Here is a 16,991-nt window from a genome sequence, read left to right as displayed (position 1 = left end):
GTGGGGAAGGATCATCACAATGCCTGCCGTACCCGCCGTGATCCGCATGATGCGGCCTCCGCCGCAGGTTCGCCGGGCCCGGGGCGCGGTCGCCGCCCTGTTCTTCGCCAACGGGGCGCTGTTCGCCAACGTCGTTCCGCGCTACCCCGACCTCAAGGCCGCCCTCGACCTCTCGAACACCGAGCTCGGCACCGCGGTCGGCGCGGCGGCGCTGGGCGGGCTCGTCGCCGGGCCGCTGGCAGGCGCGCTCGTGGCGCGGTTCGGCTCGGTCCGGGTGGCGCCGACCAGCACGCTCTGCCTGGCGGCGAGCGTCGTGCTGATCGGGCTCGCGCCGTCGTGGGCGGCGCTCGCGGCCGTCCTGTTCCTCATGGGCGCCGCGGACTCCGTCGCCGACCTCGCCGTCAACGCGCACGGCCTGCGGGTCGAACGGCGCTACGGCCGCTCGATCCTCAACTCGATGCACGGGATCTGGAGCATCGGTGCCGTCCTCGGCGGGGTGACGGGTGCCGCGGCCACCGGGCTCGCGGTGCCGCTGCCCTGGCACCTCGCGGTGGCGGCGGTCGTGTTCGCGCTCCTCGGCGCGGTGGTCGCCCGGTTCCTGCTCCCCGGCCGCGACGACCAGGACGCGCCGGCCCGGCCGGACGGGGACCGAGGTCCGCTGCGCTGGTGGAGCATCGGGCCCGCGGTGCTCGCCATGGGGGTGATCGCCGCGATGGCGCAGTCCATGGAGGACGCGGGTGCCACCTGGTCGGCGGTCTACCTGCGGGAGGACCTGGGTGCCGCGGCGGCCGCGAGCGGGCTGGGGTTCATCGCGTTGCAGGCGCTGCAGACCGTCGGCCGGTTGCTCGGCGACGGGCTGGTCACCCGCTTCGGCGACCGCGCCGTGGCGATCGCGGGTGCGACCCTCGCCGCCGGGGCGATGTCCCTCGCGCTGGCCGTCCCGACGGCCGCGGGCACCGTGGTCGGGTTCGGCGCGGTGGGCCTGGGCATCGGCACGCTGATACCGGCCGCGATGCGCGCCGCGGACTCCGTGCCCCGGCTCCCGCGGGGGCTCGGCCTCGCACTCGTCGGCACGGTGAACCGGATCTCGTTGCTGGCCGGCCCGCCGCTGATCGGGCTGGTGGCCGACACGGCCGGCCTGCGGGTGGCGCTGCTCGCCATCCCGGCCGCCGCGCTCGTCGTGCTGGGCCTGTCCCCGGTGCTGGCCGGCCGTCGGGAACCCGCCGCCGCGCGCTGAACCCGTCAGACCGCCCGGGCCAGCAGGAGCGGGACGAGCTGCTCGTCGGCGGTGAGGGACCCGTGCTGTCCCGGCATGCGCGAGATCAGCGGCTCGGCCACCGAGCGGATCACGGCCGTGCCGCCGCGGGCCGCGACCACCACGTCCCCGATCCGGTCGCGCGCGTGGGCCGCCACCGGCCCGAACCACCCCTCCGTGACCGCCTGCTCGCCCGGGACGACCCATGCGCCGTCGCCGAGCTGCGCGGTCCAGGTCGCCAGGACGTCGTCGAGGGCACCGGGGAGGACGTGGACGTGCCGCGCCCGTGGGTCACCGGTCACCGCGGCGACGCCGTCGGACAGCACCGGGTCGGTGTCGGCGTCGTGGACCCGGTCCACCGCCACCATCCCGTGGTCGCCGGTGACCGCGAGGACCGCGTCGGGTGGCAGCCGCTCGACGATCAGCGACGCCAGCCGGTCGACCTGGGCGAGCTGCAACCGCCACGGCAGCGAGCCGGGGCCGTGCAGGTGCCCCATCGCGTCGAGGTCGCGGTGGTAGCCGTAGCAGAGCTGCCGCCCGCTGCCGCTGACCGCGGTGAGGACGCCGGCGGCCAGGTCGCCGAGCGCGTGCGTGCCGTGGAAGCGGCCACCGCGCAGCGCGGCCCGGGTGAGCCCGGAGCCGGCGAACTCCCGCAACGACACCACGGTGACCTCGACGCCGTCCGCCTCCGCGCGCTCCAGCGCGGTCGGCACGGGTTGCACCTGCTCGGGCACCAGCTGCTCCCGCAGGTCCGTGCGGGTGCCCTGCGCCGTCCAGGTGAGGGTGTCCAGGAGCTCACCCCCGGTCCGCAGCGCGATCCCGAGCAGGCCGTGCGCCCCCGGCGGCACGCCGGTGCCCAGCGTGGCCAGGCTGATCGAGGTGCTCGACGGGAAGCCCGCCGTGAGCGGCCCCGCGTCCGGCAGCCCCGCCAGGAACGGCGCGTCCGCCGCGTGGCGGCGCAGCAGCTCGCTGCCGAGCCCGTCCACGAGCAACAGCGCCGCGGCGCGGACCGGCGGGACGGCGAGTGCGGCCGGCGGGCCGGGAACACCGAGCGCGCCCAGCAGCGAGGGCAGCACCGAGGCGAGCGAGCAGGCGTAGGACGGCAGGAGGGGCGAGCTCACGCGTCCAAGCATCCCCCACAGCACCTTGGAGCCTTACTGCTGATTTTTCGCCGTGAGAACAGCAGTACGGCTCCAAGGTGCGGGCTCTAGGCTCGCGGGTGTGGATCAGGTGCTGCCGGACGGGATGCGGGTCGCGCTCGATCGGCAGGCGCTCGTCGTCGATGGCGGCACCGTCCTGTTCGGGGGTGCCCCGCCCCGGATGTTGCGGCTCACCGCCGCCGCGGCCGCCCTCCTGGACGGCGGCGAGCTCGAGGTCGGCGACCCGACGTCGGCGACGCTCGCCCGCAGGCTCCTCGACGCCGGCATCGCCCACCCCGTGGCGCAACCCGCGTCGGCGGTGCCCGCCGCGTCGGAGGTCACCGTCGTCGTGCCGGTGAAGGACCGGGTCGACGGGCTCGCGCGGCTGCTCTCCGCCCTGCCGGCCGGGCTCGGCGGCACGGTCGTCGTCGACGACGGGTCGGCCGACGCGGCCGGGATCCGGGCCGTCGCGGAACGGGCAGGCGCCACCCTGCTGCGGCACGAGCGCGCGCGGGGCCCGGCCGCCGCCCGCAACGCGGGCCTCGCCACCGCGCGCACCCGGCTCGTGGCCTTCCTCGACTCCGACGTCGTGCCGCAGCCGGGCTGGCTCGAACCGCTGCTCGCGCGCTTCGCCGACCCGGCCGTCGCGCTCGCGGCGCCCCGGATCGTCGCGCTGGCGCCCCTGGACGGCTGGCTGTCGCGCTACGAGGCGGTGCGGTCCTCGCTGGACCAGGGGGCCGAGCCGGCGCTGGTCGTGCCCAAGAGCCGGGTGGCCTACGTGCCGAGCGCCGCGATGCTCGTGCGCCGCGACGCCGTGGGCGCGGGCTTCGACGAGCGGATGCACGTGGCCGAGGACGTCGACCTCGTGCTGCGCCTGCACGAGACAGGCTGGCGGATGCGCTACGAGCCCGCAGCCCGGGTCGCGCACGACCACCGCACGACGCTGCGCGCCTGGTGGCTCCGCAAGGCCTACTACGGCACCGGTGCCGCGCCGCTGTCGCTGCGCCATCCCGGCTCGGTGCCGCCGATGGTGCTCAACACCTGGTCCGCCGCGGTGGCGGTGCTGCTGCTGCGCGGCCGTCCCCTGGCGGCGCTGGCCGCGCTCGCCGTGGCAGCGGGGGCGGCCGAGCGGCTCGCGCGCCTGCTGCCCGTGCAGGAGCCGCGGCCGGTCGCGGCCCGGCTGATCGGGCTCGGCGCGCTCGGCACCGTCGCCCAGACCGCCGACGCCGTCACCCGGCACTACTGGCCGGTCTCGCTCGTCGCGTGCCTGGTGTCGCGGCGGGCCCGGCGCACGGTGGCGGTGATCGCGCTCGCGGAAGGTGTCCTGGACTGGTGGCGCCGGCGCGGCAATCCCGACCGCCCCGGCCTGCCGGCGTACCTGCTCGCCCGCAGGCTCGACGACCTCGCCTACGGCGGCGGCCTGTGGTGGGGTGCGATCCGGCACCGGACGCTGGGACCGCTGCGCCCGGTCGGAACGGGCGAGGGCGGCCGGGAACGGCCTGCCGCGGCCCGCTGAACTCCGTCGATCCCGGTCGCCGGTGCCCGCTCCACCGCGTCATCGGGACTGGTCCGGACAGGTGATCCTGTGCGGCATCGGGTTCCGCATCTGCGGAAAGCGATGGCCTTGCCGGGCCGGATGTGCGGTCCTGTGTGGCTCCGCTCGACGGGCGCGCGGCCCGGGAGCGGGACACCGTCGGCGCATCCCCTCCGGTCGACCTTGCGTGGCCGGAAGATCGGCGGTGTGATTGTGCCCGCCGCCACAACGACGTGTGCGGCACCCGGGCGTCGGCTCGGCTGCGTCCGGTGCGTCCAGTGCGGATCCTTCGCGCATCGCGCGAGGGCGGCACCACGCTCGTGGTGAGGAGAGGTCACATGGCACAGGTTCGGGTCACCGTCGACGGCGTGGAGTACGTCGACGACGTCGAACCCCGCATGCTGTTGGTGTATTACCTGAGGGAGCGACTGGGCAAGACCGGCACCGTCGTCGGCTGCGACACCAGCAACTGCGGCGCCTGCACGGTGCGCCTGAACGGTCAGAGCGTGAAGTCCTGCTCGGTGCTCGCCGTGCAGGCCGACGGTGGCGAGGTCCTCACGATCGAGGGTCTGGCCCGCGACGGCGAGCTGCACCCGGTGCAGAAGGCGTTCAACGAGTGCCACGCGCTGCAGTGCGGGTACTGCACACCGGGGATGATCATGCAGGCCGTCGACCTGCTCGGGGACAACCCGGACCCCGACGAGCGCGAGGTGCGCGAGGGCCTGGAGGGCAACCTCTGCCGCTGCACCGGCTACCAGAACATCGTCCGCGCGGTGCAGAGCGCCGCGCAGGCGATGAAGCCCGGAGCCACCGCCCCGGCCGACACCCCGACCTCCGTGGCCGGAGGCTGACATGACGACGACCGCCGAACCCACCACCGCTGCCGAGGTCGGCCGTTCCCGCGTCCGCAAGGAGGACGCCCGGCTGATCACCGGCCGCAGCCGCTACACCGACGCGATCACCCCGCAGGGCACCCTGCACATCGCCGTCGTCCGCTCCACCTTCGCGCACGCGCGGATCAACGGCATCGACACGTCCGCCGCGAAGCAGGCGCCGGGCGTGCTCGGCGTCTACACCGCTGCCGACCTCGGCGTCGAGGGCGTCGGCCTGCCCTGCGCGTGGCCGATCACCCCCGACCAGAAGGCGCCGCAGCGCCCGCTGCTGGCCAGCACCGCGGTGCACTTCGCCGGTGAGGGCGTCGCGGTCGTCGTCGCCCGGACCGCCGCGGAGGCCAAGGACGCCACCGAGCTCGTGGACGTCGACTACGAGCCGCTCGACCCGGTGCTCGACATGGAGGCCGCCGTCGCCGACGGTGCCACCCTCGTGCACCCCGACCTCGGCACCAACGAGAGCGCCACCTGGGTGTTCGACTCCGCCGAGGCCGGCACCGGCAGCAGCGTCGCCGATGCGATCGCCGCGGCCGAGGCCGACCCGGACTCCGTCGTGGTGCGCCGCCGGTTCCGCCAGCAGCGGCTCATCCCGGCGTTCATGGAGCCGCGCTCGGTCGTCGTGGACCCGACCGGTGAGCAGATCACCTTCTACGCCTCCACGCAGGTGCCGCACATCCTGCGCACGATGACGACGGTGACGCTCGGCGTGCCGGAGAGCAAGCTGCGGGTCATCGCGCCCGACGTGGGCGGCGGCTTCGGCGGCAAGATCGGCGTCGTGCCCGAGGAGATGCTCTGCGTCGCACTCGCGCAGAAGCTCGGCAAGCCGGTGAAGTGGACCGAGACGCGCTCGGAGTCGCTGCTGGCCGCCCACCACGGGCGCGACCAGATCCAGGACATCACGATCACGGCGAAGAAGGACGGCACCGTCACCGGCCTGGACGTCAAGCTCCTGGCGGACATGGGCGCCTACCTAGGCCTTGTCGGGCCGGGCGTGCCGATCCTCGGCGCGTTCATGTTCAACGCGATCTACAAGTTCCCGGCCTACAAGTTCGCCTGCACCAACGTCTTCACCACGAAGACCCTCACAGACGCCTACCGCGGCGCCGGCCGTCCAGAGGCCACCTTCGCCATCGAGCGGATCATGGACGAGCTCGCCGTCGAGCTCGGGCGCGACCCGATGGAGCTGCGCGAGCAGAACTGGATCAAGCACGAGGAGTTCCCGTTCACCACGGTGTGCGGGCTCACCTACGACAGCGGCAACTACGAGCAGGCCACGCAGCAGGCGATGGACCTGTTCGACTACGCGGGCCTGCGTCGCGAGCAGGAGGAGCGGCGGCGCTCGGGCGACCCGGTGCAGCTCGGCATCGGCATCTCGACGTTCACCGAGATGTGCGGGCTCGCCCCGTCGCGGGTGCTCGGCTCGCTGTCCTACGGCGCGGGCGGCTGGGAGGCCGCGAGCATCCGGATGCTCGCCACCGGCAAGGTGGAGGTCATCACCGGCGCCTCCGCGCACGGCCAGGGCCACGAGACGGCGTTCAGCCAGATCGTCGCCGACCAGCTGGGTGTCCCGTTCGAGGACGTCGAGATCCTGCACGGCGACACCCAGGTCTCGCCGAAGGGCCTCGACACCTACGGGTCGCGCTCGCTGGTCGTCGGCGGGATCGCGATCGTCAACGCCGCCCAGAAGGTGGTCGAGAAGGCGAAGCGGGTGGCGGCGCACCTGCTCGAGGCCGACGAGAGCGACATCGAGTTCTCCGGCGGCACGTTCTCCGTGCGCGGCACCGAGACGGGCAAGACGATCCAGGAGATCGCGTTCGCCACCTTCATGGCGCACGATCTGCCCGACGGCATGGAGCCCTCGCTCGACGCCGACTCGGTGTTCGACCCGGAGAACTTCTCCTTCCCGCACGGCACGCACCTCGCGGCCATGGAGATCGACACCGAGACCGGGCGCGTCCACCTGCGCAAGTACGTGTGCGTGGACGACATCGGCAACGTGGTCAACCCGCTCATCGCCGAGGGCCAGGTGCACGGCGGTCTCGCCCAGGGCATCGCGCAGGCCCTGTTCGAGGAGGCCAACTACGACGAGCAGGGCACGCTGGTCAACGGCACGTTCGTCGACTACACGCTGCCCTCGTCGGCCGACCTGCCCAGCTTCGAGACGCGGGTGGTGAGCACCCCCGCCACCACGAACCCGCTGGGCGTCAAGGGCGTCGGTGAGGCGGGCACCATCGCGTCCACGCCCGCCATCGTCAACGGCGTGCTCGACGCGCTGCGCCACCTCGGCGTCACCGAGGTCGAGATGCCGTGCACGTCGCAGCGCGTCTGGCGGGCGATCCAGGACGCGAAGGGCCGCGCCACGCAGGAGACGCCGGTCGACACCCACTCGCCGGGCGCGGGCCTCGGCTCGATCGACCCGAACAACCCCCAGGGAGAGGTCCAGTGATCCCGGCCAAGTTCGACTACGTCAAGCCGACGTCGGTGGCGGAGGCCGTCTCGGCGCTGCAGCAGGGCGGGGACGACGCCAAGATCCTCGCCGGCGGGCAGAGCCTGCTGCCGGTGCTGCGCCTGCGCCTCGCGGCCCCCACGCTGATCGTCGACCTCGGCGGCATCGCCGAGCTGCGCGGGATCCGTGACGACGGCGACCGCGTCGTCATCGGGGCGATGACGCCCTACTACGACATCATCCGCGACGACGCGGTGCAGCAGCACGTCACGCTGCTGGCGCAGGCCACCGAGACCGTGGCCGACAACCAGGTCCGCCACCGCGGCACCCTGGGCGGTTCGCTGGCCCACGCCGATCCGGCAGGCGACCTCGGTGCCGTCGCGCTCGCGCTGGACGCCGAGCTGGTGATCGCGGGTGCCTCCGGCAGCCGCACGGTGCCGGCCGCCGAGTTCTTCGTCGACTACTTCACCACCGCGCTCGGCGAGGGCGAGATCCTCACCGAGATCCGGTTCCCGAAGTACACGGGCTGGGGCAGCCACTACGAGAAGTTCAACCGCACGGCGCAGGCCTGGTCGATGGTCGCGATCGCGGCGGCGCTGCGCGTCGAGGGCGGCACGATCGCGGAGGCCCGTGTCGGGCTGACCAACATGGGCACCACGCCGATCCGGGCCATCGGCGTCGAGCAGGCGCTCGTGGGGCAGCAGGCCACGGACGACGCCGTGCGCGCGGCTGCCGACCGGGTCACCGAAGGCACGTCGGCTCCGAGTGACGCGGATGCCGCGGCCGACTACCGTGAACACCTGGCCAAGGTGCTCACCGGCCGAGCGGTGCTGGCCGCCGCAGGCTAAGGCTCGTTCTGCGCAGGACGCCTGCTCTGGTCATCCGGGGCGGGCGTCCTGCGCATTGTGGAGGAGACTGAGAAGATGCAGCTGGAGAACAAGTTCACGATCGACGCGCCGATCGAGAAGGCGTGGGAGGCGCTGAACACCCCGGAGACGGTGGCTCCCTGCTTCCCGGGCGCCACCCTGACGGAGTACGAGGGCAACTCGTTCACCGGCACCGTGAAGGTCAAGCTCGGCCCGATCTCGCTCACCTACAAGGGCAAGGGCACCTACGTCTCGCGCGACGACGAGAACCACAAGGTCGTCATCGAGGCGACCGGGCGCGACTCCCGGGGCAACGGCACCGCCAGCGCCACCGTCACCGGCACCATGCAGGCCGACGGCCCGGACCGCACCGCGGTCACGATGGTCACCGACATGACGATCACGGGGCGGCCCGCCCAGTTCGGGCGCGGCGTGATCTCCGACGTCGCCGACAAGATCATCGGTCAGTTCTCGGCGTGCGTGGCGAGCAAGCTCGCGCCGGAGACCGGCGCTGCCGCCGGCTCGTCCCCGTCCCCGAAGCCCGCGTCGGGCGCGGCGGCGGCCACGTCCGCCCCCGCCACCCCCACCCCGGCCCCCGCCTCCGGCTCGTCCGGCCCGGCGTCGTCGGGCGAGACCGGCAGCAGTCCGAACGGCTCGCCGTCGGGCGCCGATGCCGCGAAGGGCCCGGTGCTCGCGGCCACCCCGACCGCCACCAAGCCGGCGAGCGGCCCGATGCGCAGCGAGGTCGACGCGATCGACCTGCTCGACACCGCGGGGGCCCCGGTCCTGAAGCGCCTGGTCCCGGTGGCCGGCGGCGTGCTGCTCCTGCTGATCATCCTGCTGATCAAGCGCAGCCGCTCCAGCTCCTGACGCAACGAACGGCACTCTCGTCGGCTAGGTAGCGACGAGAGTGCCGTTCGTCCGGCTCATTCGGCGCGGAGTTGGCCCTCCGAGATGTAGATGCGTCGCGACACCGGCCTCGTGCTCAGCAGGCTCTCCTCGAGGTGAATCGACATGAGGCGGATCGCACCCTCCACCGGGGAGACCTCCGGCCAGACATGGTGCCCGCTGTCCTCTGTCCCGTGGACCGCGGCCTCGAACTCCTCGTCGGTGAAGTCGACGAGGAGTGGCGGGTCGTACCGGTCACCTGCGAACTCGATGAGATGCCGGTCGCCGTCGGCTCCCGGCTCGGTGAAGACCGCTCGGTAGTCTCCTTCCACGATCTGGCGGAAGCGACGGAAGTGTGGGTTCTCGCTCATGGCTGCTCCTGTCGGGAACGTATGCGCTCAGGTTAACCGACCCGGCCGTTTGCAGCGCAGAGTGCCTATCGGCACGGCGCGTTCGCCGGGTATGCGGTGATGATTACCCCATCACGCGCACGAACGACGACATTCGGATGAAACACGTCTACAGGTATTCCGCGAATCTTGTGCACCAGGTAGATTTCGCGCGAGTAGCAATAGCTGTCGCCGCCGGCACGGTATGTCACCTTCGTTGGGTTCCGAAGGGCTTCAGCAATGGCGTAGTCGGCGACTTCGCGCCAGTTTTCGGAAGATTTCACTCCCTTCCGGGTCCACTCCGACCCGTGCCCATTTGCGATATGATAGTAGCTGTGCTTCTCGTCTCCGCAGACCAAGTCGCTGGTTCCGCCGGGCATGACGGCCCCGGAGGTGCTGACGCCGGGGCCTCGGTCGAATCTGCGGACGAGCCGATCTCGAGGTCACGTGACGCGCTCGACGATAGCCAGGGCCAGGTCATCCTCGTGGCGCTTTGAGGAAATTCGCCCTGCGAGGAGCGCGGTCAGTGCAGGCGGCGTGCTCGTGTCGAGGCGGAGACCTACGTGGTGTTCAGTCGCCCGTGCGTGAGGTCGGTGTCCGCACCTCGGTCGGGCGGCAGCTTCGCGTGCCACCTGGGTCGCCATGATCGATACTTCGGCGCGTGGACGGGCGTTTTCGACCCGGGAACGCGCCGACACGCCGATCATGAGGTAGGGAAACCCGAGTGATCATGATCCGAAGTGTCGGTTGCCCATCACTGTCTCCACTACCATGAGCACCCGATACTTCAGCTCTTGCCTCCGAGGTGTCCGCTGCTCGTCGCCGCGTCGCGCGTCAGCGGGTGTAGTGTCATGGCTGTCGGGTTCATCCCGCACACGGGCACTCGAGCCCCTGTCGTCCTCGGCGAGAAGTCCATCTCGGACGCTCGGCGTCCGGGGACGGAGCACCGGCGTGACGTCGGCACCCAGCACCATCCACACCTCGCAGCCCGCGCCCGTCGACCACGAGCAGCCGCGGTCGACGCTGAAGCCGAGCGCTCCGCTCACCGGCCGCGTCGACGGCGGATGGTGGCCGCGGTCGCGCGACCTCGCCGCGGAGCTGCCCGCCCTGCAGGCCGTGGTCGCGGAACGGCTGGGCATCGTCGAGAGCGTGAGCTACCACCTCGGCGACTGGGACCCCGCTGCGCGCCGGGCGGTCGTCGGCGGCCGTTCGGTCCGCCTGGCGGGCTACCGCGCGCAGCACCCCGCCACCATCGACGTCCTCGGCGCCCGCCGTCGGCTCACCCTCCTGGTCGTCTCGCCCGACACCGCGCCGGCCACCGCCCACGCCGCGCTGGCCGCCGCCGGAAGTCCCGGCAACACCGACGAGATCGAGGCGCTGCTGCACGCCGGTGCCGTCGCTGACGGCAACGAGCAGCGCTGAGGGTGCGACGGTAGCTCCGGCGCCGACCGCACGACCGACCGCCGTCCGCAGGGCGGCGGATGCACGACCGTTCGCCACCGAACAGAGAAGAGGGCCTCGTCATGGCCGTCGCCACCAGCACCTACGTCTCTCTCTACGACCAGCGCGTCGCGCTCGTCGCCCATGCTCTGACACAGAACTCGAAGATCGACGAGAAGGCCGCGACGGACCTCGCAGTGCACGTCCTGAACGCCCTCGACCACATTCCGGAGAAGGTGCGCTAGAGCTGCCGCCTGCGCACGCTCGGCGCCCCGCCGAATCGGCGGGGCGCCGAGGTTCAGGGCGGCGTGTCGGCGACCAGGCGCAATGCGCTCCGTTGCTGTGGGCGTCGCTCCCCGGTGACGGCCGAGGCGCGCCGGCGGGCCAGGATCTCGTCGATCGCCTCGATATCGGACTCGTCCGCAGGGTCGGTCGGGTCGAGGGCGAGCAATAGGATCAGATCGTCGAAATCGAATGCGCGATCGTTGTTCACGACGTGCCCGACCCGATCGTCGTGCGTCGGGTGCGGGAGCGTCGGTGCACGCGACGGTCGTGGTTGCGTCGCAACCTGCCCGCCAGCGTGCTGATCGCCTCGTCGAGCACGGCGGGCAGGTCCGCTCCGTCGGCCTCGACGCGCACGGCCGGGCCCGTGCCGTGGCTGGTGATCACGACCCGCTGCGCCGACCTGGACTGTCGAGTGTTCGGCTCGTGCTCCAGTTCGACGTCATATCGGATGACGTCCGGATTCAGGTGGCCGAGTGCGGCGAGTTCGGCCGCGAGGTACGGCCGGTAGCGGTCGGATCCGGTGATGTTGCGGCCGGTGATGATGATCTCGGTGGTGTCCATGGTGGACCTCCTAGGTGTCGAGTTTCCCCGACAGGGCGATCCTACTCTCGTTTTCGTTCCGGGGCGGTGATGGAGAGTAGACTCAGGGAACCGGGGGCCGCCGAGCAGCGGCTGGAATTCATGCCGCGGACGTGCAGATCCCCTGGGCGACGGTTGCGATTTTTCGCCCGTCTGAACAGGAATTCGAGAAGCACCACAGTTCATCTACGGCACGAGTCGGGACAGTCCTTGCAGAAGACCGATACCCATCCCATCGACGCTCCGTCCGCCACCGAGCCCGGCACCGGCGCCACCTGTGCCGCCTGCCCGCACGACCGTGACGCCCACGACCGGATCGGGACCAGGTTCTGCTGCGCGACGATCACCGGCGCGCTGAGCCGCGGATGCGTCTGCGTCGGCGAGGCGCGGGCATCCGCGCTGCAGCCCCGCTGAACCGCGCACCACGCCCGACCCCGGCGGCACCACCCGCGCTCGTCACCGCCACCCGGCGGAGTGACCCGTTGCGCCAGCAGTCCCCGACGTCAGGAGCACGCGTGCCCACCACCGTCCACCGGCCCACCGCAGGTCCGGCCGTCTCGCCGGTGCCGACGCCACGCGTCCCCGACAGGGTGCCGGGACCGGCGAAGGTGGGGATCCTCAGCACCTACCCGCCGACGCAGTGCGGCCTGGCGACGTTCAGCGCGGCCCTCGCCGAGCACCTGAACCGCTCCGTGGCGACGGCCGGTGTCGTGCGGATCATCGACCGGCCCGAGCCGCATCCTGGCGGCGAGGTCGTGGCGCACGTGGTGAACGGGTCTCGCAGCAGCGTCGAGGCCGCGGTCCGCCGGTTGAACGGCTTCGAGGCCGTCGTGGTCCAGCACGAGTACGGGATCTACGGCGGGGCGGACGGCTGCGACGTGATCGACCTCGTCGCCGGCCTGACGGTGCCGACGATCATCGTCCTGCACACCGTGCTCCAGGAGCCGACCCCGAGGCAGCGGCGCATCCTGCGGTGGCTGGTCGAGTCGGCCGACGTCGTCGTGACCATGACCGAGACGGCACGGCAGCGCCTGGTGGAGAACTACGGCGCCGACCCGGACGGAGTCGTCATGATTCCGCACGGTGCCATCGACCACGGCCCACTGGACGGCGGTGCGGCTCGCGCCGAGCGGCGCTCGACCGGTCGGCCACTCGTCCTCACCTGGGGGCTGCTCGGGCCGGGGAAGGGCATCGAGTGGGCGATCGACGCCATGCCGGGTCTGCGGGATCTCCGGCCGCGCTACCTCGTGATCGGCAAGACGCACCCCAAGGTGCTCGACCGCGACGGGGAGTCCTACCGCGACAGCCTGGTGCGGCGGGCGGACATGCAGGGCGTCGCGGACGTCGTCGAGCTCGACGACCGGTACCTGGGGGTCGGCGAGCTCGCCGGCCTCGTGCAGCGGGCCGATGTCGTGCTCCTGCCCTACGACTCGCGCGAGCAGGTGACGTCGGGTGTGCTCATCGAGGCGGTGGCTGCGGGCCGCCCGGTCGTCTCGACGGCGTTCCCGCACGCCGTCGAGCTGCTGGGGGACGGGACGGGACTCGTGGTGCCCCAGCGGGACCCCGCAGCGCTGGAGGCGGCGCTGCGCCGCGCACTGGGCGAACCCGGACTCGCCGACCGGCTCGCGGAGCGGGCCGCGCGGAAGGCACCGGACCTGCTGTGGGGCGCTGTGGCCGCCCGCTACCAGCAGATCGCCGAGACGCTCGTCGCCGCGACGCTGCCGGCCGCCTCGTGAGCGCGCCCGCGCGGTACGAGCGCTTCCCGGCTCCGTCCTTCGCCCACCTGAGGCGGCTCACCGACGCCGGGGGGCTCTACGAGCACGCCCGCGGCACCACCCCGCGCCGTGAGCACGGCTACTGCGTCGACGACGTCGCGCGAGCGCTGGTCGTCGTCTGCCGGGAGGACGCGTCCGCGCAGGACGACCTCCGCGAGCAGTACCTGTCGTTCGTTCTCGCGGCGCAGGACGCGGACGGCCGGTTCCGCAACCGTCGCGGAACCGACCTGAGGTTCCTGGACGCGCCCTCGGTCGACGACTGCTGGGGACGGGCGCTCTGGGCCCTCGGCACCGCCGGCGCCGACCCCCGCGCGCTCGCGGCGTTCGAGCGGGGCGCGCGGTGGCGGTCGCCGTCCCCCCGCGCCACTGCCTTCGCCGTGCTCGGTGCCGGCGAAGTGCTGCGCGGGCGACCGGGACACCGCGGTGCGCTGGACCTGCTCGCCGACGCCCCGGAGGTGATCGGTCGGTCCGTTCCCCGGCCGGAGTGGCCGTGGCCCGAACCACGCCTGACCTACGCCAACGCCGTTCTCCCCGAGGCCCTGCTCGTGGCGGGCGCCGCTCTCGACGCGCCCGCGCTCGTCACCGACGGGCTGTGGCTGCTCGGCTGGCTGCTCGACGCGCAGACCCGCGACGGCCACCTGTCGCTGGTGCCGGCGGCAGGCAGGCGACCGTCCGACCGCGGCCCGGGGTTCGACCAGCAGCCGATCGAGGCCGCGGCACTGGCCGACGCCTGCGCACGAGCCCACGAGCTCACCGGGCAGGACCGGTGGCTCACCGGGATCTTGCTGGCCACTGCGTGGTTCCTCGGCGACAACGACGCCGGCACCCCGCTGCACGACCCGGTGAGCGGTGGTGGTTGCGATGGTCTGGAGCGCGACGGCCGCAACGAGAACCAGGGCGCGGAGTCGACCCTGGCGCTCGTGTCGACGCTGCAGCAGGCAGCGGCCCGGCTCCCCGCGCCCGCGCTGCGGGTCGCCGGGTGAGGCGGCCGGAGGCGGCTACCACCGCCATGATCACGCGCCTCGACGCCACGCTGACCGCCGACCCGGCGCGCGTCCTTGCCCGGCTGTTCGTCCCCGGCCACGAGCTGGTCGTGAACACCGAGTCGCGCGCCACCGGCGTCCTGGCCAGGATCCTCGCGCTCCCCGAGGACGAGGTCCGGTCGACGCTGCGGGACGTCCTCGCCCGCTACACGGGGCGGCACCGGGACCTCCCCGGCACGCTCGCCGCCCACTACGAGGAGATCTCCCACCGCGTGCCGGACGCCGCCGCGCTGACCGCGCAGCGGCGCACCCTGATCGGCGCGTGGTTCACCCACGAGTACGCGATCGAGGCGGCTGCGCTGTTCAACCCGTCGGTCGTGGCGCACCCGGACCAGTCCGGCCTGCCACCGGGGCACCTGCGGTTCGTCCTGAGCCTGCGCGCGGTCGGCGAGGGGCACCTGTCTTCGGTGGAGTTCCGCACCGGCGTCCTCGGTGCCGGGCACGAGCTCTCCCTGGATGACCCAGGGCCGCACGTCGAGGCCGGCCGGCCGGGGCCCGCGGTGCACGACAGGGCGCTGTTCGCCGCGGTGCTCGCCGAGGACGGCTCCGACGCGGAGAGCGCGTCGTTCCTGGTCAGCAGCCTTCCCGCGCGGTTCGGCGAGGCTGAGCTGGAACGGGCGATCGCTGCGCTGGCCGGTCAGCGCGTCACCCGCCACGGTGGCACGCGGACCGCGGAGCTGGCCCGTCGCATCGCCCGGTGCAGCTACGAGGTGGAGTTCTCCCCGCGATCGGCGCTCGCCGAGCGCGTCCTCTGGCCGCAGGGTCCGGCGGACGCACGGGGCATCGAGGACGCGCGCTTCGTCCGGACCGTGGCCGAGGACGGCTGCCCGACGTACCGGGCGACCTACACGGCGTTCGACGGCGACCGCATCATGCCCCAGCTGATCGAGACCCCGGACTTCCGCCGGTTCCGGATGACACAGCTGGCGGGGCCGGCCGCGAAGAACAAGGGCATGGCGCTGTTCCCCCGCACGGTCGGCGGGCGCCACCTCGCTCTGTCGCGCTGGGATCGCGAGAACAACGCCATCGCCACCTCCGTAGACGGGTTGTGGTGGGGGGACGCGCAGACCCTGCACGTCCCGAACCGGCCGTGGGAGCTGACGCAGACCGGCAACTGCGGCTCCCCGGTCGAGACCGACCGTGGGTGGCTCGTCCTCACCCACGGTGTCGGGCCGATGCGGGAGTACGCGATCGGCGCCCTCCTGCTCGACCTCGACGACCCGAGCCGCGTGCTCGGTGCGCTGCGAGAACCCCTCCTGAGGCCGCGCGACGACGAACGCGAGGGGTACGTCCCCAACGTCGTATACTCCTGCGGCGCGCTCCGCCACGGCGACCGGCTGCTGCTGCCCTACGGGGCGAGCGACGCGGCCGTGCGGTTCGCCGTCGTCGACGTCCCGCTCCTGCTCGAGCGGCTGATCGCCGACGGGCCACCGCCGGCGATCCGGGAGAACAGCGTGGCGTAGTCGGCCACCATGCGCCCCGCCGTGAACCGGGCCTCGACGTCGTCCCGGCAGTCTCGGCGCGACAGCGAGGCGACCCGCCGGACCGCGTCGACCGCGCCCACGACGTCGTCGACCAGGTACCCGGTGCGGCCGTGGCGGACGATCTCGGGCATCGATCCGAGCGGGCGGGCGATCACCGGGGTGCCCGTCGCCAGCGCTTCGACGACGGACAGCCCGAAGGGCTCGGCGAACCCGATCAGGTGCAGGAGCGCGAGCGCTCCTCCCAGCAGCGCGTCGCGCTCCGCGGGGCCTACGGGCCCGGCGTAGCTGATGCCGCCACGTCCCAGGTGGGGCTGCACGCGATCGCGGAAGTACGACTCGTCCTGCACGATTCCCGCGATCACGAGCGGCAGCCCGGCCCGGCGGGCGACCTCGATCGCCAGGTGCGTCCCCTTGTCCGGGTGGATGCGGCCCAGGAACAGCAGGTGCTCGCCGGGATCGGGGCGGAAGGTGAACCGGGCGGGGTCGATGCCGTGGTGGATCGTCGCCTCGTACCCCAGGTCGGGGTGGCGGTCGGCGTCGCTGATCGCGACGTACCGGCCGATGTCGTCGTAGGCCCGGTACACCGGCAGGATCGCCTCCGACGAGAAGCCGTGGATCGTGGTCACCACGGGCGTCCGCACCAGGCGGCTGAAGGTCAGCGGCAGGAAGTCGAACTGGTTGGAGATGACGTCGAACTCGCCGGCCCGCTCGAAGGCGGCGGCGATGTGCAGGCCCTCGTGGACCTTCGCATCGACGCCGGGGTCCTCCTCGTAGCCGGTCGGGGCCTCCGCGTGCAGGCGCGCCGACGTGATCGAGTCGGCGGTGGCGAACAATGTGACGTCGTGGCCGAGGGCCACCAGACCTTCGGTCAACGTGGAGGCCACCTGCTCCCACGGCCCGTACCCCCGCGGTGGTGTGCGGTGGGCGATCGAGGCGAGCACCCCGATCCGCAGGCGGGCGTCTCCAGGAGGTGCCGGC

General features: G+C 72.8%; 17 protein-coding genes. 12 read left to right on the top strand and 5 right to left on the bottom strand.

Features of this window, described 5'->3' with window-relative positions; all coding sequences use genetic code 11:
• Nucleotides 1-19: 19 nt before the first annotated feature.
• On the top strand, nt 20-1,237 hold the full coding sequence (locus tag FB558_RS12205) for an MFS transporter (protein WP_246106384.1): 1,218 nt from the start codon (nt 20-22) through the stop codon (nt 1,235-1,237).
• Nucleotides 1,238-1,242: 5 nt separating this feature from the next.
• Here FB558_RS12205 and FB558_RS12200 read toward each other — a convergent pair whose 3' ends face one another.
• On the bottom strand, nt 1,243-2,376 hold the full coding sequence (locus FB558_RS12200; protein WP_246106383.1) for an alkaline phosphatase family protein: 1,134 nt from the start codon (nt 2,374-2,376) through the stop codon (nt 1,243-1,245).
• A gap of 100 nt (nt 2,377-2,476) precedes the next feature.
• Between FB558_RS12200 and mftF the strand changes: the two genes are divergently transcribed.
• The 5 genes from mftF to FB558_RS12175 all read left to right on the top strand — a co-directional run bounded on the left by mftF (nt 2,477) and on the right by FB558_RS12175 (nt 9,000).
• Nucleotides 2,477-3,910, top strand: a complete 1,434-nt coding sequence (gene mftF / locus FB558_RS12195; protein WP_246106382.1) for a mycofactocin biosynthesis glycosyltransferase MftF — start codon at nt 2,477-2,479, stop codon at nt 3,908-3,910.
• 356 nt (nt 3,911-4,266) lie between these two features.
• On the top strand, nt 4,267-4,779 hold the full coding sequence (locus FB558_RS12190; protein WP_142051878.1) for a (2Fe-2S)-binding protein: 513 nt from the start codon (nt 4,267-4,269) through the stop codon (nt 4,777-4,779).
• A 1-nt stretch (nt 4,780) separates the two neighbouring features.
• A complete protein-coding gene (locus FB558_RS12185; RefSeq protein ID WP_142051875.1) occupies nt 4,781-7,264 on the top strand; it encodes a xanthine dehydrogenase family protein molybdopterin-binding subunit in 2,484 nt (827 codons plus the stop codon).
• The gene (locus FB558_RS12180; RefSeq protein WP_142051870.1) at nt 7,261-8,112 is read left to right on the top strand and encodes an FAD binding domain-containing protein; all 852 of its coding nucleotides are present in this window, start codon (nt 7,261-7,263) and stop codon (nt 8,110-8,112) included. The genes FB558_RS12185 and FB558_RS12180 overlap by 4 nt, the downstream gene beginning before the upstream one ends.
• 75 nt (nt 8,113-8,187) lie before the next feature.
• Nucleotides 8,188-9,000 carry an SRPBCC family protein gene (locus FB558_RS12175; protein ID WP_142051867.1) on the top strand — a complete coding sequence of 271 codons (813 nt, stop codon included), beginning with the start codon at nt 8,188-8,190 and terminating at the stop codon, nt 8,998-9,000.
• Nucleotides 9,001-9,056: 56 nt separating this feature from the next.
• Here FB558_RS12175 and FB558_RS12170 read toward each other — a convergent pair whose 3' ends face one another.
• The gene (locus FB558_RS12170) at nt 9,057-9,389 is read right to left on the bottom strand and encodes a hypothetical protein (RefSeq protein ID WP_142051864.1); all 333 of its coding nucleotides are present in this window, start codon (nt 9,387-9,389) and stop codon (nt 9,057-9,059) included.
• Nucleotides 9,390-10,358: 969 nt separating this feature from the next.
• Between FB558_RS12170 and FB558_RS12165 the strand changes: the two genes are divergently transcribed.
• Nucleotides 10,359-10,829, top strand: a complete 471-nt coding sequence (locus FB558_RS12165) for a DUF5994 family protein (protein WP_246106381.1) — start codon at nt 10,359-10,361, stop codon at nt 10,827-10,829.
• A gap of 101 nt (nt 10,830-10,930) precedes the next feature.
• Nucleotides 10,931-11,092 carry a DUF6307 family protein gene (locus FB558_RS43220; protein WP_170231276.1) on the top strand — a complete coding sequence of 54 codons (162 nt, stop codon included), beginning with the start codon at nt 10,931-10,933 and terminating at the stop codon, nt 11,090-11,092.
• Between the two features lie 53 nt (nt 11,093-11,145).
• Here the strand turns inward: FB558_RS43220 and FB558_RS12160 are convergent, their stop codons facing one another.
• Entirely contained in the window at nt 11,146-11,340 is a 195-nt protein-coding gene (locus FB558_RS12160) for a hypothetical protein (RefSeq protein WP_142051862.1), read from the bottom strand.
• Nucleotides 11,337-11,693 carry a ribosome hibernation-promoting factor, HPF/YfiA family gene (gene hpf / locus FB558_RS43215; RefSeq protein ID WP_170231275.1) on the bottom strand — a complete coding sequence of 119 codons (357 nt, stop codon included), beginning with the start codon at nt 11,691-11,693 and terminating at the stop codon, nt 11,337-11,339. Before hpf ends, FB558_RS12160 begins: the two co-directional genes overlap by 4 nt.
• A gap of 228 nt (nt 11,694-11,921) precedes the next feature.
• Here hpf and FB558_RS43210 point away from each other — a divergent pair, with 228 nt between their 5' ends.
• From FB558_RS43210 to FB558_RS12140, 4 genes are all read left to right on the top strand, one after another.
• Nucleotides 11,922-12,125 (top strand): RGCVC family protein, encoded by a 204-nt coding sequence (locus FB558_RS43210; protein WP_170231119.1) that lies wholly within the window; start codon nt 11,922-11,924, stop codon nt 12,123-12,125.
• 101 nt (nt 12,126-12,226) lie between these two features.
• Entirely contained in the window at nt 12,227-13,447 is a 1,221-nt protein-coding gene (locus tag FB558_RS12150) for a glycosyltransferase (RefSeq protein WP_211366322.1), read from the top strand.
• Nucleotides 13,444-14,469 (top strand): glycosyltransferase, encoded by a 1,026-nt coding sequence (locus tag FB558_RS12145; RefSeq protein WP_142051854.1) that lies wholly within the window; start codon nt 13,444-13,446, stop codon nt 14,467-14,469. Before FB558_RS12150 ends, FB558_RS12145 begins: the two co-directional genes overlap by 4 nt.
• Nucleotides 14,470-14,495: 26 nt before the next feature.
• A complete protein-coding gene (locus FB558_RS12140) occupies nt 14,496-15,992 on the top strand; it encodes a glycoside hydrolase family 130 protein (RefSeq protein WP_142051851.1) in 1,497 nt (498 codons plus the stop codon).
• Here FB558_RS12140 and FB558_RS12135 read toward each other — a convergent pair.
• Nucleotides 15,878-16,954 (bottom strand): glycosyltransferase family 4 protein, encoded by a 1,077-nt coding sequence (locus FB558_RS12135; RefSeq protein ID WP_211366320.1) that lies wholly within the window; start codon nt 16,952-16,954, stop codon nt 15,878-15,880. The genes FB558_RS12140 and FB558_RS12135 overlap by 115 nt on opposite strands.
• Between the last annotated feature and the right edge of the window lie 37 nt (nt 16,955-16,991).

The organism is Pseudonocardia kunmingensis, from assembly GCF_006716445.1.
Lineage (GTDB): Bacteria > Actinomycetota > Actinomycetes > Mycobacteriales > Pseudonocardiaceae > Pseudonocardia > Pseudonocardia kunmingensis.
The sequence above is the reverse complement of the archived record's forward strand: the minus strand, read 5'-3'. Positions and strand labels throughout refer to the sequence as shown.